This window comes from Microbacterium sp. CFBP9034, from assembly GCF_034045255.1.
Taxonomy (GTDB): domain Bacteria; phylum Actinomycetota; class Actinomycetes; order Actinomycetales; family Microbacteriaceae; genus Microbacterium.
The window spans coordinates 705706-730830 of the sequence record NZ_JAXCWC010000002.1; the positions used below are offsets into that span (position 1 = coordinate 705706).

Annotated in this window: 27 protein-coding genes; 21 read left to right on the forward strand and 6 right to left on the reverse strand. The window is 65.7% G+C overall.

Translation table 11 applies throughout. The features are described from left to right. Positions 1–5: 5 nt before the first annotated feature. A complete protein-coding gene (locus SOM19_RS14530) occupies positions 6–695 on the reverse strand; it encodes an aquaporin (protein ID WP_320487313.1) in 690 nt (229 codons plus the stop codon). Continuing rightward, on the reverse strand, positions 692–1042 hold the full coding sequence (locus SOM19_RS14535) for a metalloregulator ArsR/SmtB family transcription factor (protein WP_320487745.1): 351 nt from the start codon (positions 1040–1042) through the stop codon (positions 692–694). Before SOM19_RS14535 ends, SOM19_RS14530 begins: the two co-directional genes overlap by 4 nt. Before the next feature lie 87 nt (positions 1043–1129). On the opposite strand from SOM19_RS14535, the gene SOM19_RS14540 reads away from it, so the two are divergent. From SOM19_RS14540 to SOM19_RS14575, 8 genes are all read left to right on the forward strand, one after another. Next, positions 1130–2446, forward strand: coding sequence for an NAD(P)-binding domain-containing protein (locus tag SOM19_RS14540; RefSeq protein ID WP_320487314.1), 1317 nt, complete (start codon positions 1130–1132; stop codon positions 2444–2446). A gap of 14 nt (positions 2447–2460) precedes the next feature. Beyond that, complete coding sequence (locus tag SOM19_RS14545; protein WP_320487746.1) at positions 2461–2949, forward strand: GNAT family N-acetyltransferase; 489 nt, start codon at positions 2461–2463, stop codon at positions 2947–2949. A gap of 98 nt (positions 2950–3047) precedes the next feature. Further along, positions 3048–3938: a metalloregulator ArsR/SmtB family transcription factor gene (locus SOM19_RS14550; RefSeq protein WP_320487315.1), complete on the forward strand. Its 891-nt coding sequence runs from the start codon at positions 3048–3050 to the stop codon at positions 3936–3938. A gap of 59 nt (positions 3939–3997) precedes the next feature. Next, a complete protein-coding gene (locus SOM19_RS14555) occupies positions 3998–4411 on the forward strand; it encodes an arsenate reductase ArsC (RefSeq protein ID WP_320487747.1) in 414 nt (137 codons plus the stop codon). Then, positions 4411–5391, forward strand: a complete 981-nt coding sequence (locus SOM19_RS14560) for a PstS family phosphate ABC transporter substrate-binding protein (RefSeq protein ID WP_320487316.1) — start codon at positions 4411–4413, stop codon at positions 5389–5391. The genes SOM19_RS14555 and SOM19_RS14560 overlap by 1 nt, the downstream gene beginning before the upstream one ends. Positions 5392–5451: 60 nt before the next feature. Then, positions 5452–6834, forward strand: a complete 1383-nt coding sequence (locus SOM19_RS14565; protein ID WP_320487317.1) for an FAD-dependent oxidoreductase — start codon at positions 5452–5454, stop codon at positions 6832–6834. Further along, positions 6831–7244, forward strand: coding sequence for an arsenate-mycothiol transferase ArsC (locus tag SOM19_RS14570; RefSeq protein WP_320487318.1), 414 nt, complete (start codon positions 6831–6833; stop codon positions 7242–7244). Before SOM19_RS14565 ends, SOM19_RS14570 begins: the two co-directional genes overlap by 4 nt. 148 nt (positions 7245–7392) lie before the next feature. After that, positions 7393–8907, forward strand: coding sequence for an FAD-dependent monooxygenase (locus tag SOM19_RS14575; protein ID WP_320487319.1), 1515 nt, complete (start codon positions 7393–7395; stop codon positions 8905–8907). 559 nt (positions 8908–9466) lie between these two features. On the opposite strand, the gene SOM19_RS14580 is transcribed toward SOM19_RS14575, so the two are convergent. From SOM19_RS14580 to SOM19_RS14590, 3 genes are all read right to left on the reverse strand, one after another. Next, positions 9467–9904: a PIN domain-containing protein gene (locus SOM19_RS14580; RefSeq protein ID WP_214466297.1), complete on the reverse strand. Its 438-nt coding sequence runs from the start codon at positions 9902–9904 to the stop codon at positions 9467–9469. After that, a complete protein-coding gene (locus SOM19_RS14585) occupies positions 9905–10765 on the reverse strand; it encodes a hypothetical protein (RefSeq protein ID WP_320487320.1) in 861 nt (286 codons plus the stop codon). A gap of 779 nt (positions 10766–11544) precedes the next feature. Continuing rightward, complete coding sequence (locus tag SOM19_RS14590) at positions 11545–12222, reverse strand: hypothetical protein (protein WP_214466299.1); 678 nt, start codon at positions 12220–12222, stop codon at positions 11545–11547. Positions 12223–12849: 627 nt separating this feature from the next. On the opposite strand from SOM19_RS14590, the gene SOM19_RS14595 reads away from it, so the two are divergent. The 11 genes from SOM19_RS14595 (at position 12850) to SOM19_RS14645 (ending at position 22504) form a co-directional block, all read left to right on the forward strand. Then, a complete protein-coding gene (locus tag SOM19_RS14595; RefSeq protein ID WP_214466300.1) occupies positions 12850–13257 on the forward strand; it encodes a helix-turn-helix domain-containing protein in 408 nt (135 codons plus the stop codon). A 254-nt stretch (positions 13258–13511) separates the two neighbouring features. Then, positions 13512–14066, forward strand: coding sequence for a hypothetical protein (locus SOM19_RS14600; protein ID WP_320487321.1), 555 nt, complete (start codon positions 13512–13514; stop codon positions 14064–14066). 170 nt (positions 14067–14236) lie between these two features. Further along, positions 14237–14800 (forward strand): hypothetical protein, encoded by a 564-nt coding sequence (locus tag SOM19_RS14605; protein ID WP_214466302.1) that lies wholly within the window; start codon positions 14237–14239, stop codon positions 14798–14800. A 140-nt stretch (positions 14801–14940) separates the two neighbouring features. After that, positions 14941–16053 carry a peptidoglycan-binding domain-containing protein gene (locus SOM19_RS14610; RefSeq protein WP_246533557.1) on the forward strand — a complete coding sequence of 371 codons (1113 nt, stop codon included), beginning with the start codon at positions 14941–14943 and terminating at the stop codon, positions 16051–16053. Then, positions 16050–16790, forward strand: coding sequence for an ABC transporter ATP-binding protein (locus tag SOM19_RS14615; protein ID WP_307858492.1), 741 nt, complete (start codon positions 16050–16052; stop codon positions 16788–16790). Before SOM19_RS14610 ends, SOM19_RS14615 begins: the two co-directional genes overlap by 4 nt. Beyond that, a complete protein-coding gene (locus SOM19_RS14620; RefSeq protein ID WP_320487322.1) occupies positions 16787–17887 on the forward strand; it encodes an ABC transporter permease in 1101 nt (366 codons plus the stop codon). Before SOM19_RS14615 ends, SOM19_RS14620 begins: the two co-directional genes overlap by 4 nt. A 520-nt stretch (positions 17888–18407) precedes the next feature. Further along, positions 18408–19589 (forward strand): S1 family peptidase, encoded by a 1182-nt coding sequence (locus SOM19_RS14625; protein WP_320487323.1) that lies wholly within the window; start codon positions 18408–18410, stop codon positions 19587–19589. 2 nt (positions 19590–19591) lie between these two features. Then, positions 19592–20017, forward strand: coding sequence for a hypothetical protein (locus SOM19_RS14630; protein WP_214466304.1), 426 nt, complete (start codon positions 19592–19594; stop codon positions 20015–20017). Positions 20018–20530: 513 nt separating this feature from the next. Beyond that, positions 20531–21061: an RNA polymerase sigma factor gene (locus tag SOM19_RS14635; protein ID WP_320487324.1), complete on the forward strand. Its 531-nt coding sequence runs from the start codon at positions 20531–20533 to the stop codon at positions 21059–21061. Continuing rightward, positions 21054–22046 (forward strand): hypothetical protein, encoded by a 993-nt coding sequence (locus SOM19_RS14640; RefSeq protein WP_320487325.1) that lies wholly within the window; start codon positions 21054–21056, stop codon positions 22044–22046. Before SOM19_RS14635 ends, SOM19_RS14640 begins: the two co-directional genes overlap by 8 nt. Then, on the forward strand, positions 22043–22504 hold the full coding sequence (locus SOM19_RS14645; protein WP_214466307.1) for a hypothetical protein: 462 nt from the start codon (positions 22043–22045) through the stop codon (positions 22502–22504). The genes SOM19_RS14640 and SOM19_RS14645 overlap by 4 nt, the downstream gene beginning before the upstream one ends. A gap of 228 nt (positions 22505–22732) precedes the next feature. Here SOM19_RS14645 and SOM19_RS14650 read toward each other — a convergent pair whose 3' ends face one another. Beyond that, a complete protein-coding gene (locus SOM19_RS14650; RefSeq protein ID WP_320487326.1) occupies positions 22733–22921 on the reverse strand; it encodes a helix-turn-helix domain-containing protein in 189 nt (62 codons plus the stop codon). 128 nt (positions 22922–23049) lie between these two features. On the opposite strand from SOM19_RS14650, the gene SOM19_RS14655 reads away from it, so the two are divergent. Both SOM19_RS14655 and SOM19_RS14660 read left to right on the forward strand, forming a co-directional pair. Further along, a complete protein-coding gene (locus tag SOM19_RS14655; RefSeq protein ID WP_214466309.1) occupies positions 23050–23631 on the forward strand; it encodes a helix-turn-helix domain-containing protein in 582 nt (193 codons plus the stop codon). A gap of 11 nt (positions 23632–23642) precedes the next feature. Next, positions 23643–24872 (forward strand): tyrosine-type recombinase/integrase, encoded by a 1230-nt coding sequence (locus SOM19_RS14660; RefSeq protein WP_320487327.1) that lies wholly within the window; start codon positions 23643–23645, stop codon positions 24870–24872. Positions 24873–25125 lie beyond the last annotated feature (253 nt).

Sequence of the window (25125 nt, forward strand, 5' to 3'; positions counted from 1 at the left end):
GGAGGTCAGCCTCGCGCGACGACGTCACCGGCCGCGGCAACAGGAAAGAGCGTGCGGACGACCGCGAGGCCGAGTGCGGCACCGATGAGCTGGGCGGCGATGAAGGGAAGCGCGGACGTCGGCGCGATGCCGGCGAAGGTGTCGGTGAACATCCGCCCGATCGTGATCGCCGGGTTGGCGAAGCTGGTCGACGACGTGAAGAAGTACGCGGCGCCGATGTACGCGCCGACCGCAGGCGCCGCGAGATGCGAGCGGCCGGTGCGGACGAGGGCGAAGATGACGAGTATGAGGCCTGCGGTCGCGATGACCTCGGACAGCAGCAGGGGCCAACCTGACCGATCGGTGGTGCTCCACGCGACGGCGGGGGCGGCGAACATGACGTTCGCGAGGACCGCACCGGCGACGCATCCGAGGATCTGCACCGGAAGGTAGACAGCGGCGGTCGACCAGCGCCGCCGGTGCAGGGCGATGTCCACGAGCGTCACGACGGGGTTGAAGTGAGCGCCCGAGACCGTGGCGAAGACGACGATGAGCACCGCGAGGCCGAGCGCGGTGGCGAATGCGTTCTCGAAGAGCTGGAGGCCGACGTCGTTCGGCGAAAGGCGCTGCGCGGCGATCCCGGATCCGACGACGACCGCGGCAAGTCCTGCGCTGCCGAGGAATTCTCCCGTGGCGGCTCGAACGGTCCGGCTCACGAGGCGACGAGAAGCTGCGAGACGCGGTCGAGCGCGCCCGGAACGAGCGTGAAGTAGGCCCACGTCCCCCGCTTGCTGCGGGTGAGGAACCCGGCGGCGGTGAGGATCTTGAGGTGATGCGACACCGTCGGCTGGCTCAGCCCGACCGGTTCGATCAGATCGCAGACGCACGCCTCCGAATCCTCGGACGCCGCCACGATGGACAGCAGGCGCAACCTGGTCGGATCGGCCAGGGCCTTCATCGTCGTGGCCAGCTGATCTGCTTCGGCGGCGGTCAGCGGCTCACGGACCAGAGGGGTGCAGCACGCCTCGGCGGTGACATCGGTCACGGGCAGCATCGCGGTCATATATCGAAGATAGTCGATATTGACAGCTGTCGATAGACCGATGCAGAATCGAGCATCGAAGTTCATCGATATCCATCGGAGGATGCTGTGACCCTGCTCGACCTGACACCCCGCGTCGTCGACACCGACCGCGTGTCCGCTCTTCCTGTCGTCATCATCGGCGCTGGCCCGATCGGCCTCGCTGCCGCCGCCAACCTCGTCGAGCGCGGCATCGACTTCGTCGTCTTCGAAGCTGGGGACGAAATCGCGTCGAGCGTGCGATCGTGGGGCCACACGCGCCTCTTCTCGCCGTGGAAGCATCTGGTCGACCCGGCCTCCCGGCGACTGCTCGAAGCTGACGGCTGGGAATCGCCGGACCCCGAGCGTGCGCCTACGGGGGCCGAGCTGGTGGAGAAGTACGTCGCCCCGCTGGCCGAGGTCGAGGCGATCGCCTCCCGCGTGCGCACCGGGGTCGAGGTGCTCGGGGTGACGCGCGAAGGGATGGATCGCACCCGCACCCGCGCACGCGCCGCCACTCCGTTCGCGGTGCGCATCCGCACCGAGGACGGCGACATCGAGGACGTCGCGGCTCGGGCTGTGATCGACGCCTCCGGCACCTACCGCACACCGAACTCGCTGTCGTCCAGCGGTCTCGAACTTCTCGGCATGTCGGAGATCGCCGATGCGGTCACCGCGGCGCTGCCCGACGTCCTGGGCCGCGATCGCGTGCTGTTCGCTGGTCGCCACACGACTGTGGTCGGCGCAGGTCACTCTGCCGCGAACACCCTCCTGGGGCTGGCCGAGCTGGCACGTCAGGAGCCGGGCACGACCGTGACCTGGCTGATCCGCAATGCCCAGGCGGTACGTGTCTCTTCTTCCGCCGACGACGAGCTCGCCGATCGCGCGCGTCTCGGCAGCCGGGTGGATCAGGCGGTCGCCGACGGCCGGATCGCGGTTCTGGACGGCTTCGAGATCATCCGCGGACGCCGAGTCGCCGACGGCGTCGAACTCGTCGGCCACCGCCGCGGCGAAGTCGTCGCACACCGCGCCGATGTCGTCGTCAACGCCACCGGCTTCCGGCCGAACCTCGATATGCTCCGCGAGATCCGGCTCGAACTCGATGACATCGTCGAGGCACCGAAGCGTCTCGCCCCGCTCATCGACCCGAACGTCCACTCGTGCGGAACCGTGGAGCCTCACGGCTTCCGGGAGCTCACTCACCCGGAGCAGGGGTTCTTCATCGTCGGGATGAAGTCTTACGGTCGTGCCCCTACGTTCCTCCTGGCAACGGGATACGAGCAGGTGAGGTCGGTCACAGCCTGGCTGGCGGGTGACACCGCCTCGGCGGCCCAGGTCGAACTAGTGCTGCCGGCGACGGGCGTGTGCTCCACGGACGTGAGCGACGGAGGCGGCTGCTGCTCGTGATCCGGCTTCGTGAGATGACAGCGGGCGACTGGCCGGCCGTTCAGAAGATCTACGCGCAGGGCATCGAGGACGGCGAGGCGACCTTCGAGGTCGCCACCCCGTCCTGGGAGGCCTTCGACGCAGGAAAGCTCGCGCAGATGCGCATCGTGGCCGTGGATGAGCGCGACGCGGTTCTCGGCTGGGTCGCGGCATCCGCCGTCTCAACACGCCCCGCCTACTGCGGCGTCGTCGAGCACTCCGTCTACATCGACCGCAGCGCGCGCGGGCAGGGCATCGGCCGACTGCTGCTCCACGCGTTCGTCGAGGCGGCGGATGAGGCCGGGATCTGGACGATCCAGTCGAGCGTCTTCCCCGAGAACGCGGCGAGCCTGAAGCTGCACGAAGCGGCCGGGTTCCGCGTCGTCGGCAGGCGGGAACGCATCGCCAAGTCCGGGGTCGGCCCGCATGCGGGGCAGTGGCGCGACACCATCCTGATCGAGCGCCGCACCTCGCGCGACGGCTGATCCGATGAACGACGCGACAATCCGCCGGCACCTCGGAACACGGGTGCTGCTTCCCGACCTCTGAGCCCGGGGGTCCGGCAGTAGATAGGCTGATATCTATGAATCGGCCCGCGGATGCCGGAGACCTCACCACCCTCGGTGATCCTACGCGCGCGCGCATTCTCCGCCTGATCCGAGAATCCGAGGATGGCCGAGCGCTCGTCGGCCGACTCGCGGAGGCGCTCGACCTGCGCCAACCCACCGTCAGTCATCATATGAAGGCGCTGCGTGAGGACGGTGTCGTGAGGCGCGAGCCTGACGGTCGGCGCGTCTGGTACTCAGTCGCCCCCGAGCACGCCGAGCGAGTCGACGCGCTGCTCGGAGACGGCCCGCGATCGTCCTCGCCAGACCTCGACCGGATCACAAGCGACCTCATCACTCGCTTCCGCGGCACCTTCGGCGCTGAGACAGTCCGGGCGAACGTCGAGGAGAGCCACGAGCTGCTCGCCCGCGGATCGCAGTCCTCGATGCTTGCAAGCCGAACAGCTGCGTTCGCCGCCGCCCGGCTGGAAGCGCTCAGCCGAACGCAGTCCGTCACTACGGACGTCCCCACCGTGCTCTTCGTGTGCGTCCAGAACGCCGGACGCTCGCAGCTCGCCGCAGGGATACTCCGACAACTCGCCGGCGACAAATTGGTCGTGAACACGGCGGGATCGGCTCCGGCCTCAGATGTGCGCCACACGGTTGTCACAGCGCTCGACGAGATCGGTGTGCCCCTCGGCGGAGAGTTCCCCAAGCCACTTACCGACGAGGCCGTGCGTGCTGCAGATGTCGTCATCACCATGGGCTGCGGTGACGCCTGTCCCATCTATCCCGGTCGGCGGTACCTCGATTGGGACATCGAAGATCCGGTGGGTCAGTCGCTCGAGCGCGTGCGGACGATCCGCGATGACATCGAAGTTCGAGTGCGAGGGCTGTTGGCGGAGCTGGTTCCGGAGAGTTCGGATTAGGGTTCTCCGATCAATAGATCGTGGTCTATGCTTTCGACAAGAGAGAAAGCGAGACCACCATGGCCCACAAGCCCACCGTTCTGTTCGTGTGCGTCCACAACGCCGGTCGTTCGCAGATGGCCGCCGGCTATCTGCGCGCCCTGGGCGGAGATGCCATTGAGGTGCTCTCGGCTGGGTCGGCCCCGAAGGACACGATCAACCCGGTGGCTGTGGAGGCGATGGCCGAAGAGGGCATCGACATCAGCAACAACACCCCCAAGATCCTGACGGTCGATGCCGTCAAGGAGTCTGACGTCGTTATCACCATGGGCTGCGGTGACGCGTGCCCGATCTTCCCCGGCAAGCGCTACGAGGACTGGGAGCTCGACGACCCCGCCGGCCAAGGCATCGAGGCCGTGCGCCCCATCAGGGATGACATCCGGGCACGCATCGAAGCGCTCCTCGCCGACCTCGTACAGACCAAAGGCGCGTGATGAGCACGCCGTCGGCGGGGTCGGGATTCGGGCTGTCGAAATGGACGATGCGGCGAAGGACTTTGGTGACGGCATCGGCGATGATTCCAGTCGCGATGCTGCTCTCCGGGTGCGCTGGCGAGGCGGATGGGAGCTCGCGTGGGCTCACCGGCACGGTTCTCGCGGACGGCTCGTCGACGGTTGCACCGCTGACCGCCGCTGCGCGTCACCTGTTCGTCGGTGTCGAACCGGACGTCGAGATCAAGAACACGTCGACGGGCACGAGTGCGGGATTCCGGTCCCTTTGCTCCGGCATCACTGACATCTCGAACGCCTCGCGCCCGATCTCGGACGACGAGGCCTCGAAGTGCGCGGACGCGGGTGTCGACTTCACCGAGATCCTCGTCGCAAACGACGGGCTTTCCGTCATCGTGAATCCGGAGAACGACTGGGCGACCGATTTGACCCTCGAGCAGCTCGCTTCCATCTGGGCGCCGGAATCGGAAGGTGAAGTCACCAACTGGAATCAGGTGAACCCCGCGTTCCCCGACCAGCCGCTCGCGCTCTTCGGCCCGGGCAGCGACTCCGGAACACTCGACTTCTTCACCGTGGCGGTGAACGGCGAAGAAGGTGCCATCCGTGGGGACTACAACGCCTCTGAAGACGACAACAACACGGTCGCCGGGGTTCGCGAGGACATCGGTGCGATCGGCTTCCTCGGCCTCAGCTACGTCGAAGAGAACGAAGGCGACATCGTCGCGGCGTCGGTAGACGGCGTGTCCCCGAGCACCGACACCGTCCAGGACGGCAGCTATGCACCGCTCAGTCGTTCGCTGTTCATCTACGTCAACAACGCTTCGTACGCCGACAAGTCGCACGTGAAGGCATTCGTCGACTTCTACGTGGAGAACGCGTGGGACATCGCCGAACGCGCGCTATTCGTACCCCTCACGGATGAGCAGATCCTGCTCGCGCAGGATGAGCTCGACTCGCTGAGGTAGCCACGCAGCCGCCTTCGCCAGTCGTTTCCCGTCCGACCCGTTCCAGACAAGGACCGAATCATGCACATCGTCGCTATCGGCGGCAGCGACGCGGGAATCTCCGCCGCGCTCCGTGCCCGCGAACTGGACCCATCGGTCGACGTGACTGTCGTGGTCGCCGACCGCTATCCGAACTACTCGATCTGCGGCATCCCGTACTACTTCTCCGGCGACGTCCAGCTGTGGCAGTCGCTCGCCCACCGCACTCACGCCGATCTCGAGGCGACCGGGATGCAACTGAGGCTCGACACCCTCGCCACCGAGATCGATGCCGCGTCGAGGCGGCTCACCGTGGTGGACAACCGCGGCGAGTCGACGATCGACTACGACGAACTCATCGTCGGTACGGGTGCGCTTCCTGCCTTCGCAGGCATCGACGGTCTGGACCTTCTCGGACCGGACGACGGCGTGCACGTCATCCACTCGATGGGCGACACGTTCGCCCTCGACCGCCACCTCACCGAGCGCGACCCGCGCACCGCGATCATCATCGGCGCCGGGTATGTCGGCCTGGAGATGGCCGAGGGCTTCGCCGGCCGAGGCATCCGCGTCACGCAGCTCCAACGCGGTCACGAGGTTCTCTCCACCTTGGACCCCGAACTCGCCGGCGCCGTACGCACCGAACTCGTCGAGCACGGAATTGACGTACACACGGACACGACCGTCGCGGCCGTTAAGAAGGTCGAGGACGGGCTGATCGTCCACGCCTCACAGCAGGGGCGGCCGATCGCCTTCCGGGCTGATCTTGTCTTGGCTGTCGTCGGTGTGCGCCCGAACACCGCGCTGCTCGAGTCGGCTGGCGCCCGCCTCGGCGCGGGGCGAGCCGTTGTCGTCGACGAGCACATGCGCACCGGCATCCCGAACGTCTACGCCGCCGGCGACGGCGTCGTGACCCACCATCGCCTCCTGGGCGTCACCTACCTGCCGCTCGGCACCACCGCGCACAAGCAAGGTCGCGTCGCGGGTGAGAACGCGGTCGGCGGCATCACAAAGTTTGCCGGCTCGGTGGGCACCCAGGTCGTTAAGGTGTTCGATCTCGTGGCCGCGCGCACCGGGCTCCGCCACCACGAGGCCGCCGCGGCAGGGTTCGACCCGGCGACGACGCAAGCCGTCGCAGATGACCACAAGCGGTACTACCCCGGGGCGCAGCCCATCAGTATTCGCATCACCGGTGACGCAGATTCGGGCTTGCTCCTCGGAGCGCAATTGGTGGGACGGCTCGGCACCGAGACCGCCAAGCGGGTCGACACCTTCGCGACCGCGCTGTTTGCTGGACTCTCGGTCGAACAGGTCAGCGACCTCGACCTCTCGTACACACCGCCGCTGGGATCGCCATGGGACGCGGTCCAAGCAGCGACCCAGGCATGGTCACGGGCGAACTCGCCGGTGCGGGTGGTCGCATGAACGACAAGCCCACCGTGCTCTTCCTCTGCCAGCACAACGCCGGCCGCTCGCAGCTCGGCGCCCATCTTCTCGAATACGTCGCACCGGGAGGATTCGTGGCCGACAGCGCCGGCATCAGTCCCGCCGACGAGATCAACCCCGTCGTCGCACAAGCACTCCAGGAGTTCGGTATCGACACGTCTGCGGCCAGGCCCCGCCGTGTCACTGAGGATGACTTGGCCACCGCCGACGTCGTCGTTGCGATGAAGCCCGGGCTGGCCTTGCCTGGACCCGTCGGGGGCCGACTCATCGAATGGGAGTTCGCGGACCCCGAGTCCTGGGACCTCGACGGTGTGAGGGGGCTCCGTGACGAGATCCTTCGCGCGGTCCAGGAACTGGACAACAACGGTTCAGGCGGCCGCGCAGACTGACGGATCCGTTGGCGCTCTTGAATGACTCGGTCAGCGAGCCCAGCCGTGCCTGTTGGTCGGGAACGTGACGGATGAGGTCTTCCGGCCGCCGTGCACCCGCGATTGACTGGCAGTCGAGTGCCGTCTTGGTCGACGAGAGGGGGGTCGGGTGCCGAAGACCCTCGACGTAGATGTGGTCGTCGTCGGAGCCGGCCCGACCGGACTGATGCTGGCCAACTGTCTCGTGAAGCTTGGCGTGAGTTCGGTCCTGCTCGACGGGAAGAGCGGGCCGACCCGGGAGTCGCGTGCTCTCGTCCATCACGCGCGCACGATGGAGATCTACGACCAGTTGGGCATGGCCGACCGCGTGCTTGCGGAGGCGGAGGTTGCCAGCGAGCTCGTGCCGGGCTTCGAGGCGCGACGCTTCGGATCGATCGATCTTCAGCGGCTCGCCGGGGGAGTGACGCCGTATCCGCACCTGTACGTGCTCGAGCAGAGCAGGACCGAACGGCTCCTCGTCGACCAGCTCGAACGTCTCGGTGGGCGGGTGCTCTGGTCCCATCCCGTACGCGAGATCAATCTGCACGCGGACGGCCGGGTCGAGTGCACAACGGGCGGCGCCGACATCGAAGTGGTCCGCGCGCGCTACTGCGTGGGAGCCGATGGAAGTTCGTCGAGCGTTCGCGAGCTGACCGGCATCCCGTTCGAAGGCAAGACGAACGACCACACGTTCTACGTCGCCGACGCCCAGCACGTCGAAGGCCTTCCCGCGAAGTCGATCAACCTTCGATTCGGGGTGAGGGATTTCCTCCTGGCGTTCCCCATGGGCGACGAAGCCGATCATCGCCTGCTGGGCGTGGTGCGTGGCAGCGCGGATGCGGTCACCGAGTCCTCGACGAAGGAGACGCTGAGACGCGTCTTCCACGTGACCTACGCATCATCCCGCTGGTTCTCGACCTACCGTGTGCACCATCGAGTGGCGGCCCGGTTCCGCGAGGGCCCTGTCTTCCTTGCCGGCGATGCCGCGCATGTGCACTCGCCCGTGGGCGCTCAGGGGATGAACACGGGGTTGCAGGACGCGCACAACCTCGCCTGCAAGCTCGGCGATGTGCTCGCCGGTACGGCAGGTCATGCGTATCTCGATCGATACGGCGCCGAGCGCAGGCCCGTCGCCCGGCGCCTCGTATCGACCACCGATGCGATGTTCGGCGTCATCACCTCGGACCGCCGGATACCGCGCCTTCTCAGGGGGTCCGTGGTCCGGATTCTCGCGCCCATCGCGGCCTCATTCGTACCGAGACTGGTGCGGTCATCTCGGATCTTCGAGTACCTGTCGCAGACGCGGATTCACTACTGGATGAGCGACGCGGCACGACGTGCGTCCCGCGGCCGGAGGGGCAAGGTGGTGGGCCGCCGGCTTCCGTGGAACGGCGACAACTACGAGTCGCTTCGCACGATGACCTGGCAAGTCCACGCGTATGGCCGGCTCGACCGTCGACGAGTCAAGCGCGTCGCACGGCAGCTGGGTCTGCCCGTCCAGTTCTTCCCGCGCGTGGCCAGTCGCAGGATCCGCAGCGGCAGCTGCTATCTCGTCAGACCGGATGGCTTCGTCGCGGCCGAATCCCGGGTGAACCGTGCGGCCGAGGAATTCGCCGCACACCGCAGGATGATCAGCCACGGTTGATGTTCGCACGCTCCGCGAACCACGTCACGCTTGCCGACGCGACGGACCGCTGCCAACGGCGGCAGCCCGCGGGAGATCTGCCTGACGGTGCCAGTAGGACTGCAAGGTCGCGGACGGAGGAATCCCTGGACACACTGGGATCTGAGGGGCGGAGGATAGGGGACTCCGTCGCTGGCGCTCCTCCTCGGTCGCTCTGCCCGATTACGCGAAACGGCGCCGCCCCTCCGGGACGGCGCCGTTTCACGTGGCGGAGGATAGGGGATTCGAACTCTCATTTGGTGGGGTGCAAATGATCGCTTTTGCCGCGTAATTCCGCGGTTTTCGGTATGCCGAATTAGTGGCACACCAGCATCCCCATGCACTTAGATACACGGCGTGTCGCAGTTAACTGTGCCAGTAGATGTGTCACGCGGCGGGATCGGTGAGCCAGAGATGCGTCGCTGGCTCCTGTTCCACAAGTGGCCTGCGAACCCTCCGGAACGGGGGCGATCAAATCTGGTCTTCGGCCCGACCTACCGGGAGGATGTCGAGATCCATTGGTGAAGTGGGCGCTGGAGGCTCACAGCAAGGTCAGCCGGGGAGCATTGGCGAAGTGCTTACGATTGCCCGTCAACAGCGGCAACCCTTTGGCGATTGCACACGATGCGATCCACCGGTCTCCGACGTGGCGGGATTTGTCTCCGAATGGGTGGCCAACACCCCTTGCGGACGCCAGAAGTCTTGCGTACGCCTCGATGACCTCACGGTCTTCGTCGATCGTCGGCATCGCATCGAGCTTGTCGGTCAGAGCCTCAACTCGTTGCTCGCCCCACCCCGCAAGGTAGGCGCCGGAAAGGACCTCAGCCCTCGTCTGAAAGGAAATCAAGGGGCGATACCCGGTGAGGGTCGCAGTCCACGCTGCGACCGGGTGCCCCTGCTTCTCCACGACGTGGGCAGGGGTGACGTAGAGGGCGCTGAACACATCGGTATCCAGCAGTGCGGCCTGAACGGTCGCCACTCAGAGGCCAATCGCCTTCAGGTACAACTCGGCTTCGTCTTCTGTAAGCCCGGGGACGGCCCCGAGCTCGGCGCCTGGCGCGCTCGCCAGGATGTCGTTCAGCGACACAGCCCCACGCACCCCGATGTCTGCTGGAATCGGCGAAGCCGCCCCGATCGTTGCCGCGTGGATCTGCGCCAGGCGACCTTTCACGTCCCGTTCAGGTGTGCCGACGATTGCGACGTGACGGCCGAGAAGACTTCCTACGTCCGCGTCGTTCACCACGTTCGGGAGCGCAACCTTGTTTCCGAGGTCGTCTGTCACCTGCAGGCGGTGGGTGTCAAGGTTCACCGCGCGGAGGCGCCCGACGAACGTGACCGTCTCGACACCTGTGTCGATCTCGGCAACTCTCCACGTCTCTTTGTGCGTCGCAGAGGTCGCGAAGGTGCGTCGAACCTGACCGCCGACTTTGAATTCCACTTTCGGCGCAGCTTTCTCGAGCGCGTTGCGCAAGTCGCCGGCGGCGGCGGCCAGCGTGTCCGTTACCCAATCGGGACGCTCATCGACCGCAATGGACTCAACGATCGCCTGAAACTTCTCGTCGAATACCCGCTCTTCTTGAAGGTCGAACTCAAGTGCGTCTTCGTCGTCGGTTCGCCGGGCGAGAAGCCTCGTGCTCCCAGGGGCCAAGCCGATGGTGAGTTTGGCGACTCTTTGCGTGCGCTTCGGCGGGCGCCCGAATGCCTCAGCGTCGGTCTCAGCACGACCGAGCTTGGTCGCGACCTCCTTGAGGCTCTGCACGATCGCGATCAGGTGGTCGGCTTCGAGCTCGCCCTCTGGGGCACTTCCGTCGATTAGCCGGAACTCAAACTGTGTTGCCACTGGGATCACCTCCACCCCTTGAAGCGCTGTCCCTGCGACACCTCAAACTACTCCCGGTGTCTGACATGGATCGCGCTCCAGACTAGCGGCGCGAGATCGGACGCGCCTCTCATTCAGATGAGATCTGCCGGCGTGCGGGTTGAGGCTTGCCAGAGCACTTGTTTGGAGGCTGACAGCGCGGAGCATGCGCGTCCGGTGCTCCGAGCGCGCCTCGAGCGTTCGCTATTCGGGCGAAGCATGTGAGGCGTTGACCCGCTTCATTAGTGCTTGCCGACTCAACTTCGTCCGCGCGCTCAACGCGGCCCAGCTCTGCCCGCTGCGACGGAGCATCTGAACCAGAGCGTCGCGCTCCCGAAGCATCCGGGACTCTTCCCGATGGAGCTTCTCCAGGTCTCTCGACAGGGCGCTCAGGCGATCCAGCGCAGCGCGTTCGGATCCCCATTTGCGAGCAAGGCGACGCTCGAAGGCCGCCCTCGCTTCCGCCTCCCGGCGTTCCGCTTCGGCTCGCTCCAGTGCCTCGATCTCGCGCGCCTGAGCGAACTCACGCTTGGCATTCCGGCGTCCTCGAGCCATGTAACCAGGTTGTCACGCGATCCCAGTGTTGCCAAGGGATCTGAGGGCCCCACTGAAGAGTGCCTGCGTGCATCGCCGCTCCTGTCATCCGTTGCTGTTCGTGACGCGCGCTCCTTCTGTGGTGTCGGACCCGAGGTCTTCGTGATAGCAGCGGTACTCGGCGCGCGAAGGGGTAGCCCGGAAGGCCCGCTACGCGCCGATGACAGTCATCCCAGATCCATAGGCGGGTACACTTCTTCGCTGATCGTCGGACAATTCCGATACAACTCGTTGAGCGGCTCCGCTCCGTCGTCAGGAAGCATTTGCTCGGCGGCCAGCGCGAAGGGATCCCACGCGGAGCCGGTCGAATAGTAGTCGTCGAGCCAAACCTGCAGTGAGGGTGGGTCCGATAACGAGTAGCCCTGTTCTTGCACGCACGCTGCGACGGTTTCGGTGAGGAACCGGTACTGTGCCTCGGCTCGCAAGCGCGGGAGTTGCATGTTGAAGCGAGGGTCGAGCGGATACATCGCCTCACACCGCGCGAGCGCCTCGTTCAGCGCACTCTCCTGGCCGGCCGGGGCAGGGTCGATGGAGACTCCGCCCTGATCGTTCGGCTGCACTGAGAACCCAGCCTCGCCGGCACAGCTGGAGATCACCTGCGCGATCTCGGTGGCCGTCACGTAGCGAACGAGCTGGGCGTCCACTGGGTGGTCGAGACTGTAGGCCTGCTCGAGGTTCGCCAGTTTCGCGTTATACAGCCGTTCGACTTGCGCGGGCGTGACCTCCCAGTCGTCGGGAACTGCAGCCGCTGTTTCGCCCGGCTGTGGCGATTCGCCGTCGCTGCTGCACCCCGTGAGAAGTGCGATGGCGAGAAATGCCAGGCATGCAGTCTCGATGGCCCGCATCTCTTAGGACCCGCACGAAACGCCACCCGGGCAGTAGCAGGAAGCGGTGTGGGCCGAGATCGTTCCTGAAGTCCATACTCTTGCGGTGTGTGACCCGGCGGAGATCGCGCCCGTCCATTGGTAGGAGCCACCGTAGAACCAGACGCTCTTCTGGACTCCGTCGACGTAGTATCTCGTCTCATTGGTCGTGGTCGACGTGATCCGGCAGTTGTAGTTCACGAGGCAACTGAGCGTCTTGTCCCAGGACTCGGCGGCGTTCGCAGCCGGGGCGGCCACTACGGTGCCCGCTACCAGCAAGCACGTGGCTGCCGCCGCCAGAACTGCCCTTCTGATCCGGCTGGAACCGTTCGGTTGATTACGCATGGGGTTGCTCCACTTCTTCGTCAGGCGGGATAGCCGCATTTGCGGTGTCCTCGCGCAAGATAGTGAGCGCTGCGACGAAAGGGCGTCAACTTGTCTCGAAGGATCGGGCACAGATTGCCGGATTTCACTTCAGGCACCCGTACGAATGCTCATGCGCCGCGCCTGGTCAGCGGCCAAGCGGCCGCAAATGGTGTTGTAAGGATCCGGTGGCAGCGGCGACTTCCTGGGTGAGGGCCCCCGATCGGGCTCCGCAAGGAGGGAACCATGACCAACACCACTGAACGCCTGGTTCCGGTCCGCCTGGCGGATGCGTCCTCCGCATTGGGCGCCCTGCTCATCGAAGCGATGCAGATGATCGACCAGAGCTACGCCGATCCCCAGCTCTCGCCCGACACACTCGCCGAACGACTGCACGTGTCGCGCCGACAGCTCTATCGGGCCTTCCGGACGCGCGGGGTCGGAGTCGCTCAAGTGATTGCCGAAGCCCGCATCAGCGCGGCGTGCACGTGGCTCGCAGAGGACCATCGGTTGCCGTTGCCCGAGGTGGCCCTCAGATCGGGCTTCTCCGATTGCGACTCTTTGAGGAGACACTTGCGGCGGCGGTTCAGATGCTCGCCGTCGCAGTTTCGCGCCAGGATGGCACCACGGATCGAGTCTGAGCGCCGATCGTGATGGTACGGCGGCGTGAGGATGAAGGAATGCCACGAGGAAGTCGAGCGGCAGGTCGCGGCATCCCGCTTGCTCGAACTCTGCGATCCCGCCAGTCAGTGTGTGCACCCCGACCTGAAGAATTGACGGTATGTCCGCCTTCAACAGCCGCGTCAGCTTCTGGCCTGACCGCGGTAAGGCGGAGGAACGCGGCCGGGCTGCTTGCTCTTGCGATTGCCCTCGCAACCGCCGGTTGTGCTCCGAGCACGCAAGCAGAGGTGACTGCATCGATCTCGGAGTCATCACAGCCCACCGCAACAACTGGCTACGACCAGATGCTCGATGAACGTTGGGCTCAGGTGATCGCCGTCTTCCCCGACGCCGTGCGGGCCGAAACGACGAAGGTGCGCGAGATCAAGCCGGAAGCCTGGGCATTGACAATCGCGGGTTGCCTGGAGGAACAGGGATTTCAGACCATCGTTCGCGTGGACGGAGGGATCGAGAGCCCCGGGGTGCCGGCCGCGCAGCAGGAGGCACTGGCCGTGGCTCAATTCGTGTGCGGGGCCGCTTACCCGTTCGCGGAGAAGTACTCGCTGCCTCTCACGGACGCCCAGCTTTCACAGCTCTACGCGTTCTGGCTCGAGGAGTCAGTCCCGTGCTTGCAGTCTTTCGGCCTCGACACGCCGCCAGCGCCGACGCTCGCCGTATTCCTGGAAACGTACGAGTCTCCGGACATGTGGCCGCCGTTCGTGGGACTCGGATCGCTCACCGGGGATCGATATGAGGAGGTTGTCGCTGCATGCCCGCAAGCACCCGACGATCTCTGGGACTGAACCGACCAGCTCGAGGGCCCTCACATCAGACAGCGCGCATGAGGCCAGATCGACATCGCGACCGACTGGGCCGAAGCGCGGTTACGGTCGGCTTACTGTGCGTCATCGTTCTCCTCACCGGATGCACGGATTCCGATCGGGGGGTGGGATCCGCGTCGACACCTGCGCCCGTGGCCGGTTCTGGAACCGTGCTGGGGGACGGAACGGCGGCCGAAACGGAGATCTATCGCGAGTCGCTCGACGCAAGGTGGGCATCGATCGCAAGCTTGGATCCGAAGGCTGTGCGACCCGAGACGGCGATCGTGCGGTACGTGACAATGGAGGAGCATTTTGGCCTCGTCGCGGACTGTGTGAACGAGCAGGGTTTCGCCGCGGACCTGGGTGCCGACGGCGGCATCAGATTCGGCGAGGTGCCCAAGGCGCAGGGGACCGCGTTGAATGTCGCGGTGTACGTCTGCCAGGCGTCGTACCCGCTGGAAGACAAATACACGCTTCCGCCGACCGAGGACCAGCTCCGACGGCTGTACGAGTATCAAGCCAACGACAGCGTGGCGTGCCTCACCGCGCTTGGATACACGGTCAGCCCTCCGCCGTCGCTGCAGGAGTTTCTTGACACGTTCAACACGCAGGACGCATGGTCACCCTTTGCGGAAGCGCTCGCGACGGCGACCGAAGAGGAGTCCATCGAGGCCAACGCCGCGTGTCCGCAGCAACCGGATGATTGGTGGGGATGAGCGCCCACGCGCGAGGTGACGGGTCGAGAAGACCTGGCACAGATTGCGATGACGTGGGTGAACGAGGTCGCATACGCTCGATCCATGGCGTCGAGGCACCCAGTTCACCACCGCGCGCAGCGACGTAGGGGGAGGCGCCCTTGAGTGACGCCACCGATCAAGCGCCCAAGACCACGACGGCGCAGCGCCGCCGGTGGTGGCCGATGGTCATCGCGATTGTCCTCGCTGCAGTTGTCGTGGGAGCCGCCGGTTGGGCCGCGGCCACGGTGCTGCGGCCCGCCGACGACCCGCTCGACGCCACCGCCTTCACGTACGTCACGGTCGAGCCGGGATCGGTCGGGTCGAGCATCAACCTGAACACCGTGGCGGAGTGGACTCCGACGCCGGTGGGGTCGAACCAGGCAGCGGGAGTGGTCACCGGGGCTGCGGTGCAGCCCGGCGATCAGGTGTCGCAGGGCTCGGTGCTGTATACGGTGAACTTGCATCCCGTGGTCGTGGCGCAGGGCGAGGTGCCGGCGTTCCGTGCGATAGGCCTCGATGCGCAGGGCGCTGATGTCGCCCAGCTTCAGGGGATGCTCCAGTCCTTGGGTCTATACAACGGCGCCGTGGACGGCAAGGCGGGATCGGGAACCGTGCAGGCGATCAAGGCCTGGCAGAAGTCGCTGGGTGTGCCGCAGACCGGCACCGCCGAGCTCGGCGACGTGATCTTCGTGCCGTCGCTGCCCACCCGGGTCTCGCTCGACTCGAAGGTGATCGCGCGAGGGAAGAGCGTGTCGGGAGGCGAGGAGGTCCTTCTGGGGCTCCCCTCCGCACCCACGTTCGTCTTGCCCGTCACTGAAGCTCAAGCCGGGATGATCCCGACAGGCACGCAGGTGCAGGTCACGTCTCCCGACGGGTCGATATGGGATGCCGTGTCGACCGATCAGGTGGCCGACGCCGAGACGCAGACGATCACTGTGGGGCTGGCGGGTCCCGACGGCGGTGTCATCTGCGGCGACTCGTGCGGGCTCGTTCCGGTGACGGGCGAGGCGATGCTGTCGTCCGTCATCGTTACGGTACCCACCGCCGGCGGGCTCGTCGTCCCGTCGGCGGCGCTGGTGACGGATGCCGGGGGCGAGGTCGCGGTGGTCGACGAGGCCGGCGCGCGCTTGCCAGTGACTGTGGTGACTTCGGCCAGGGGAATGTCGGTCGTTGAGGGCGTCGAGGGGGGTACCCGTGTGCGCGTCCCCGCGGTCGAGGGAGGCGGCGGGTGAGCGCACACGCGGACCCTGATGCGTCGGGGCGTTTCGTCTCGCTTCGCTCGCTCAACGACCGGGGAGAGGCGTTCGACGAGCGGGATGGTGATCCTGGCACGCCGCGGCTGGAAGCGCGTGACATCGTCTTCGAGTACACCGCCGGCACCCGGGTGCTCGACGGTTGGTCGGCGGAGTTCCCGGCGGGATCGATGAGCGCGCTGACCGGGCCATCGGGGCGAGGCAAGTCGACATTGCTGTACCTGCTCGGCCTAATGCTGCATCCCGCCTCAGGCGCGATCCTGGTCGATGGCGAATCCGTGGCCGGGATGCGCGACGCGCAGCGGGCTCGGTTGCGAGCGAGCCGTTTCGGGTTCGTGTTCCAGGACGCCGCGCTCGACCAGACCCGCACGGTGATCGACAATGTGACTGAGACCGCGCTGTACCGTGGCGAGGCCAAGCGGGACATCCGAGACAGGGCCCTCGAGCTACTCGACCGGTTCGGCGTCGACGTGCCGCCCGACCGCAAACCCGGCCAGGTGTCCGGCGGACAGGCTCAGCGCATCGCACTCTGCCGAGCGTTGCTGAATGCTCCCGCCGTACTGCTCGCAGACGAACCCACGGGAAACCTCGACCCCGCGACATCCGTTCTCGTCGTCGAAGCGATGCGCGACCATGCCCGCACCGGCGCTGCCGTGATCGTCGTCACCCACTCGCCCGAGGTCGCCGCTGCGTGCGACGCGGAGATCCGACTGTGACGCGCCCCGGTGAGCTGATCCGCGAGGCGATCGCGACCGCCAGGTCGCAGCCGGTGGCATCGGCACTCACCGTCTTCATGGTCGCAGGGATGATCCTCGCGGTCATGCTCACTACTGGGCGTACCGTCGGCGCCGAACAGGAGGTGCTCGGCTCAATCGACTCGGCCGGCACTCGGTCGATCACGATCCGGGCCGAGGAGGCCGCGGGAGTCACGAGCGACGTCCTCGAGCGGATCGCGCACATCGAAGGCATCGAGTGGGCGGGCGCGTTCTCCACCGCGATCGACGCGACCAACACCCTCGTCTCCGACGGCACCCGCGTACCTGTGCGCTTCGCCTATGGGAACGACTTGGAGCGGCTCGGCGTCCCCGCGGACTCGCCGCTGCCTGGCCAGCTCGCCTATGCCGCCCCAGGCGCCCTCGACCAGCTCGGACTCGTCGACGATGTCGGCGCCCTCACCCTCACGACCGGCGCCGACTTCGCGGTGGCCGGCACGTTGGCCAGTCCGGAGTTCCTCGCGGCGCTGCAGCCTTTGACGCTCATTCCCCGTCCAGACGCGACGGGTGAGGAGGCGGTGGGCGTGGTGGTGGTGATTGCCGATCGTCCCGACCTCGTGGCCCCCGTCAGCGATGCGGTGCTCTCGGTGCTCGCTCCCGCCGACCCGAGCAAGATCACGGTCGAGACGAGCGAAGCCCTCGCGCAGCTCCGGGCCCTCATCCAGGGTCAGCTGGGGAGCTTCTCGCGCGGGCTGGTCCTCGGACTACTCGCGCTCACAGGAGCCCTCGTGGCCGTCCTCCTCTACGGCCTCGTGATGATGCGTCGCAAGGATTACGGCCGCCGCCGCGCGCTCGGCGCCACCCGCGGCCTGATCGTCGCCCTCCTCATGACTCAGACCGCTGTGCTCGCCGCGGCGGGCATCGCCGTCGGCACGGTGGCAAGCGCAGTGATCCTCTTCGCCTCGGGCGACCCGCTCCCTGGAGTCGCCTTCACCACCTCCCTCGCCGTCCTCGCCCTCTGCACGGCGATCGTGGCGGCGCTCCTCCCGGCGATCGTCGCCAGCCGACGCGAACCTATCCGGGAATTGCGCGTCCCGTAGAAGCGCCATGGGCCCTCCGGTGAGCGGATTCGCGATCAGATTCGTCGCCGCATTCGCATTGGCGATCGCGGTCGGGGAACTAATGCCGAGAACGCTGTTACCGCCGCCTCGGGAATATGGCGCTCGCGACGGCCAGCATCGCGGCGTTGCGGCCGGCTCTCTTCGCAGGGCGCCAGTAACTCGTTGGCGAACTGCGAGTCCCGTGGAGACACCTTGTGATGAACCCAGGGCACTCGATTTACGCGCGATCTGCGTCAACGAACTTGTCGATCCACGTCCGGATTCCCATCGGAATCTCTTCGATCGCGCTCACCGCATCGGCTGCGCCTGTACGGAGTCCGAGTGCACCCCATCGACAGTCAACTGTGTGGCGTGAGCAGCGCCCTATTGTTGCGCGAACGGCGAGTTCCTTACATTTCACTATTGGCAAGTTCGCGCCATTGTCGGGGCTATCGCAGCATGCAAGTATGAGCGCGCAACGACGCAGTCGACAGTTGCGCGAAGACGGAAAGGTCGATACATGAAGCAATGGCGCTTGCGGGTCGGGGTCGGACTTATCACAGTAGGTGCGCTGGCTCTGGTCAATCCCGCCGCGTCGCTGGCCGCCCAGAATCCAGATGACGTACCCGCGCCGGAGCTCAATTCCGTGTACCCGATCACCCCCGAGCAGATGCAGGACTATCAATCCTTCGCTGCGAGCGAGGGAATCTCTGTTGACGAGGTCATCCAGCGTTTCAGCGGGCAGCACGAGTTCTTGGCTGCGGTTGACCAGGTACGGTCAGCCCCCGGGGATGTGGTGGTACGGGCTGCGTGGGGCAACGGGTCGGGAAGCATTCACGTGAAACCCGGTGGTGCAAACGCCGCGCAAGCTGCTGCAGTTACCGCGGGCGCGGACATGGACGTGCTGGTTGCAGATCTCCCCGGCGAGGTAGCGCAGGCCGCTGTGGTGGACCAGTACGCGGGTACGCTTCAGGCCGCCGGCCAGTCGGGGTTTCAGGTGAGCTACGACGTCTTTACGAACACAGTAAATGTCACGACGTTCAGCGAGCCCGATGCGGCGGCTGCCGAATCCGTCCTCGCGGCGGAGGCGAGTGCACTCCTCGATGCCGAGGTTGGCACCGTGAACGTCGTGGTGGCAGCCGCTGACGAATCACAAACCCCCGCGCCCGATGCGCGTGGTGGGATGGGCTACGCCGGTTGCACAGGCGCTTTCATCGTGCGCCAGTCGACCAACTACTTCATCTCCACTGCGAGGCATTGCTTGACAACTCCGTCCACGTACGACGGTGCGTCGGTGAGCACGAGCATGAGCGCGATCGCGTCCGGCCATGACCTTCGAAGGACTCGACTGTCGGGCAGCCACCCAGCGACCTTTCGTTGGAGCTGGGGCAGCTACCGAACCGTCAAGTCATACGGCAACCCGACGATAGGAATCCTTGCGTGCAAGTTCGGTGTGACGACTGGGAACGGGTGCGCCACAGTAGTGGGCGTTGATTGGTGTGCTGTGTACGAAAACTTTCCGAGATTCTGCGGTCTGGCTGCGATGTCCGGGATCCTCACCAAGCCTGGCGACTCGGGCGGTCCGTGGTTCACGGGTTCGAAGGCGCTTGGCATCCACTCAGGACGCAGTGGGGCAAGTTCCGTTTTCACGAAGATTGGGCTCCTTCCCGGCCTTCTCGGCGTAACGGTGGTCACTGGTTGAACATGAAGCCGCAACGCCTCGTTTTTACCGCGGTCGTCGCAGCGTTCGGTCTGCTCCTAGTGGCGTGCCAACAACCACAAGGCGGCGGATCCCTCTCTGTCGAGCATTCGGGGGGCATCACCTTCCTACGCTCCGATGGCCACAGTGACGCCCCTGACATCTATTACCAGGGCACCGTGACAATTGGTCCAGGCGACTGCCTCTACGTCGAATTCCCGGGTGAGGCGCAGGAACTCGTGATCCTCGACGACGACACTGAAGTCACAGCCGACGGTCTCATCACGCCGGAAGGCTTCGAAGTGGCCTACGGCGAGCAAGTCAACGTTGTCCGCACGAACGCGGGCCACTACGACATGGAGATCGAGGGCGTCGAGGGTTGCGACGACAGCGGCCGGTCGGGTATCGCCTTCGTCGGAGATCCTCGGTAGAGCACATTTCCCGCCCGTCGTGGTTCCCGCGTCTGTCGCTGGGGCGGGGTGACGTGATGCAGCGCCGCATTCGCGGACGCGAGTCGTTGATGCGACTCCGTAAGGAACCGCAGGCTCGAAGCGACTACCGAGTGACGGCGCGTGGCCGTCATCACCCGAAGGAGTCCGCGATGCGTGTCTCGCCTTACTACTCAATCAACCCCACCGACCCCGATGTTCACCACGTCCACGATGATTGCCCGAGCGGCCAGCAGATCCCGGACCTCAACAAGCGGTCGGGGACGAACAACTGGCCGCTGTGCAAGCACTGTCGAGACATGTGACAGAACGACTCGCGTGGGCCGGCAGGGTGTTCTATTGCCGGCCCAGCGGGTCGCTGCCGGAGTTCAAGGGGCGGTGCTTCCTCTGTTGTGGCCGCCGGAGCCACTTCCTTACGACCTGTGGATAAGCGGTGGGCGGGTCGAGACACGCGGTTACTGTTGGACTGACCTTCGCTGCAAGTCCGGAGCAACTGTGAACAGGAAGACACCTTTCGAGGAGCACCTGTTCCGAGACGCTGTGTTTCGTGAAATGTTCGCATCTAACTTTTCACGGGTCGTCCGGTACGTGGAGGGACAGACCTCCAATCGTGCCGTTGCCGAGGACATCGCGGCTGAGGTGTTTCGTGTGGCTTGGCAGAAGCTCGACCCGGAGGAGCCCTTCGGGCTCCCGTGGCTCATCCGGACCGCGATTCACAAGACCCGGGACTATCAGCGGCGGGAGTACCGCGGTGCAAGGGTGATGGCCACCCTGTCGTTGCTGACAGCGGTGTCTGGCACCGGGGTCAGCAACCTCGACCGCCTGGCCCTACACGAGGCGATGTCGAAGCTGAGCGAAAAGGACCTTCAGATTGTTCGACTCACATACTGGGACGGCTTGACTGCAGGAGAAGTAGCCCTAGTCCTGAGGATGAAGGAAGGCGCCATCTGGACGCGATTGCACCGAGCGCGGGCGCAACTTCGGGCAGCTCTCTTGGAGCCGGTGAAGGCAGGCAGCCATGAATGACGACGAACTCGAGCGCCTCCTTCGAGAGAGCAATCCAGCGAGCACCCCATCGGAGGTGGGACTCAGCGCAAACCATCGCGCAATCCTCGAACGCATCGTCGCTGAGCCCGTCGGGCGAAGGCGCTCGCCTGCCCGACTCACGCTCATGGTCACGGCACCGCTAGCAGCGGTGCTGGCCATATTCGTTGTCGTCATTTCGGTCTTCCAGCCTTTCGCCCCAGCGCCCGCCGCCGCCTTTGGGCCCCCGCCACTCGAATACCAGCCGACAAGTCGCAGCGCGGAGGAGGCGATTCGCTTGGCCCAGGGACGCCTTGAACAGCAGCAGAGTGTGACCGAACCTCTGCGGCAGGCCGTAACCACTGCATGGAACCTGACGATCGCCGAGGATGGGCAAGCCGAGCCCACCGTCGTTATTTCGCCTTCGGTGACCGAGCTCGAATGGGCAGCGGACCTGTCTGGCTCGTTGAAGGTCGTTGCCGGCGAGCCATACTTCGCGGACGGCAACGACGTCGCCGTCGCCACCGACGAGGCTAACGAGGCTGGAACGGTCCTCGACGAGCGCACGTTCGCACCCGGTGAGTTCCCCGCGCAGATTCCGGACGCCGCCAGCCTCGAGCCGGCCGCTCTCGATGCTCTGCTCGCCGCGTTCGCGCCCGACCGGTCACTCGCGGGCGATGCGTTCCTCGCAATGCATGCGGTTTTGAACGAGTGGACGCTGACGAACGCCCAGCACTCTGCGCTGCTCCATGGTCTGTCCGACTACGAGAACATTACGGTCCTCGGAACCACCACAGACCGTGCGGGCAGGGATGTGGTCGGGTTGAAGGCGGCGACGAGCAGACCTGGGCAAGATGCGGTGCTCCTCGTCTCAGCCTCGTCCGGACGCATCGTTGGACTCGAGAGCAGCGTCACCTCGAACGACAACTCTCTCGAGGTGCCGGAAGGCACAGTTATCTCGTACACCCTTTGGAAGGACCAAGAATGAAACGCACCCTCGTCACCGTTGCCCTCGTGACGGCGCTCGTCGTAGGCGCGCCGACATCGGTTGTTGCAGCAGAGGAGTCCGGGCAAGACGTGCATCCGTCCGTCGCGTTTGCTCTCGACGCCGAGCCTGGCGGGGTCGCGACTGGTTACGGCTCGGCGGAGTGGCCGGAGCTCGGAATGACGCTCGAGGTGTCTCTCGTTCGTGCCGTTGGCACATGCGCGACGGGCAGCATCTGCGCGTACTCCGAAGGCGGCATGGCCGGGACGAAACTCACCTGGACCACATGCGGTTCGAAGTCGACGAGCGCTCTGAGCACAGTTGGCTCGATCGCCAACGCGCGCTCGAGCGGAACGCTCAGTGCGCGCGAGGGTACGACCGTGCGCGCGAGCGCTGCCGCCAACACCTACGCCAACGTTCCGTTGGCCTATCGCACAGCCATTACCAACGTGTACTGCTAGGCGGACTCGTCGTCGGCGTCCACCGGCTTGGATGCGGGTAATCTCCTCGTCGATGAGATGCCGTGTAAACAGGACCCGTTAGAACGTTGAGCCACGGAGTGTCTGTCGGGGCGGTGTCTTGGGTGCATGTCCGTGGGTGATAACGCTCGATGAGCGCCTCGCCGACGACGATCACCGGCACGGTTGAGTACGTCAGCAGACGTGTTCGAAAACAGTCGCGCAATGCCGCTAACGTGGTGAGGCTTCGACGGCGAAGATCCGCAGCAGCGCCGCGCGGGGGATCATGCGCCGTGAGCCAAGCTGAACGCTGGGGATTGTCCCGCGGTCGACGCCCGCCTTGATGGTGCGGTAGTCGACGCCGACGAGGATCGCGGCATCCTTGAATGTGAGTGCGAGGGAAGTATCTGACCGGTTCATTTCCTGTCCAATCTCTGAGCCACCTATGTCAGCACGCGCCCACACTGTACACCAGTCTGAGCCAGATGTGTCATGAATGCTTCGTGACAAACCTTGTTCATCGTTTTCCGGCCTGAGATACTGCCCTCATGGTGAAGCTCGCGACAGCGGATATCAGCGACGATCGTGTCGAGGTGGGCAACGGCGTGAGCATCCCTCGGGCATGGACGGCGATTCTCCAAGGAGAGCCGGATGTCCCCGGAACGATTCGCGTGGACATCACGTTCGATCGCAAGCTCGGGCGCAGTGCCGCGGCACTCGTCAGCGTCGGGCGCAAAGCGGAAGGTGATGAGGTGACGAGCCTGACGCTCCGCGAGGTGCGAGTCCAGTGGGCGGTGCAGGCAACCGGCCTGACGGTTTCCACAGTTTCCACCGGCACGGACCACTCGGAGTCTGGCGCGGCGTACCTTATGCGCATGCGCGACCGGAAAGAGCGGACGACGGAAGAGACCATCGCCGACGCGGCGACCATCTACCGTCTCGCGGCGGCGGTGAGCATGCCGCCGTTGAAGGCTGTCGCCGACAATTTGAGCGTGAGCCAGAGCACCGCGACTCGGCTAATGAATCGCGCCCGCGTCGATGGACTCGCGGAAGGCATCAGGCTGCCGAGGGCCGATGCCACCGGACCGGTCGTCGGCGCACCGGGGCCGACGGGGCCGTCGATCAGCTGAGGAGAAGCATCATGGCTCGACGGGTGAACCACGAGGGCACACTCTCGCCGTACACGACGCCCTCGGGTGAGATCCGCTACCGGATCGCGTACTGGATCGTTCGCCCGGACGGTGAGTACGTGCGCCGCTTCCGCCGTGGCTTCGAAACCGAGCGGTTTGCGCGCGAGACGCTGGCCGACCTCCAGGTTGACATCCGCCGTGGCACTCATATCGAGGAGACCCGCGAGACGCTGAACGCCTACTCAGCGAAGTACTTCGACGGGCTGCGGGTGCGTCCGACGACGCTCGCCGGCTACCGCAAGCACTACCGCGTCCATGTCGAGAGCTCGTCGCTAGGGCGCACGCCGCTGAGCGACATCTCGAAAGATCAGCTCAACCGGCTCTATCGGCAGCTTGAGCGCGACGGGCGAAAGGACCGCGGACACATCGGTGAGCCGCTGGGGCCGGCGACCATCCGGCACATTCACGTGCTGCTGTCGCAGATCCTGCAGCACGCACTCGAGGATGGTCTCATCCGGCTGAACCCCGCCAAGCGGGCATCGCCTCCCACCAAGATCGATGCGGCGCCGCCCGAGATGATGACCTGGTCGGCCGAGGATGCGCGACTCTTCCTCGAGTGGTCCGAGTCCACTGGCGACTACCTCTGGCTGGCGTGGCTGACGCTGCTCGGCACCGGCATGCGCCGCGGCGAGATCCTTGGCGTGCGATGGAAGGACGTCGACCTCGATAACAACGTGATCACGATCGCGCGCGCGATGTCGTACGTGAAGGAAGCCGGCAAGAAGCCGGTCATCGACTTCCGTCAGACCAAGAGCGGCCGCGTGCGGAACGTCGACATCGACGCTCGGCTGGCGCACGCGCTGCGGACGAAGCGGGATCTGCTGCGGGCGGTCGCGCCTGACCTTGCGCGTGGCGAGCAGTTGATCTTCTGTAACCGGTTCGGCCGGCCGCACAACCCGACGCAGTTCTCGCGGCAGTGGCGCGAGCGGGTGAACAAGGCCGCGGACGCGCATCCCGATCTCGACCGGCTCCACCTCCATGAGCTCCGGCACACCCATGCGACGCTGCTTCTGCGCGCCGGAGTGCACCCGAAGATCGTCTCCGAGCGCCTCGGGCACGCCGACATCCAAACGACCCTCAACACGTACTCGCATGCGGTGCGCACTCTGCAGCGCGGCGCCGCGGATCTCGTGGGGGAGCTGCTGGCTCCCGTCCGGGCCGACGCGCTCACGACGAGTTAGTCCTCAGGAACTCTCAGACACGGCGCTTCTCCGACATCAGCGAATCAGCGATCGGGCGGGGCGGAGTCCCGGGACCGTGGAATACCTCTAATGGTTAGTGGCTGGCCTGTGGCGTGGCTGTCAGGCTGGTGCCGGTTCCGTTCGGCGTGACCCTTGGAATACCTGTCCCGCGTCTCGTGGTGGCTTCGCTACGACATGTCCGCTGCCGGATCGCGGTGGCTTCCGTTCGACCTGTCCGCCCACGGGACTGGTG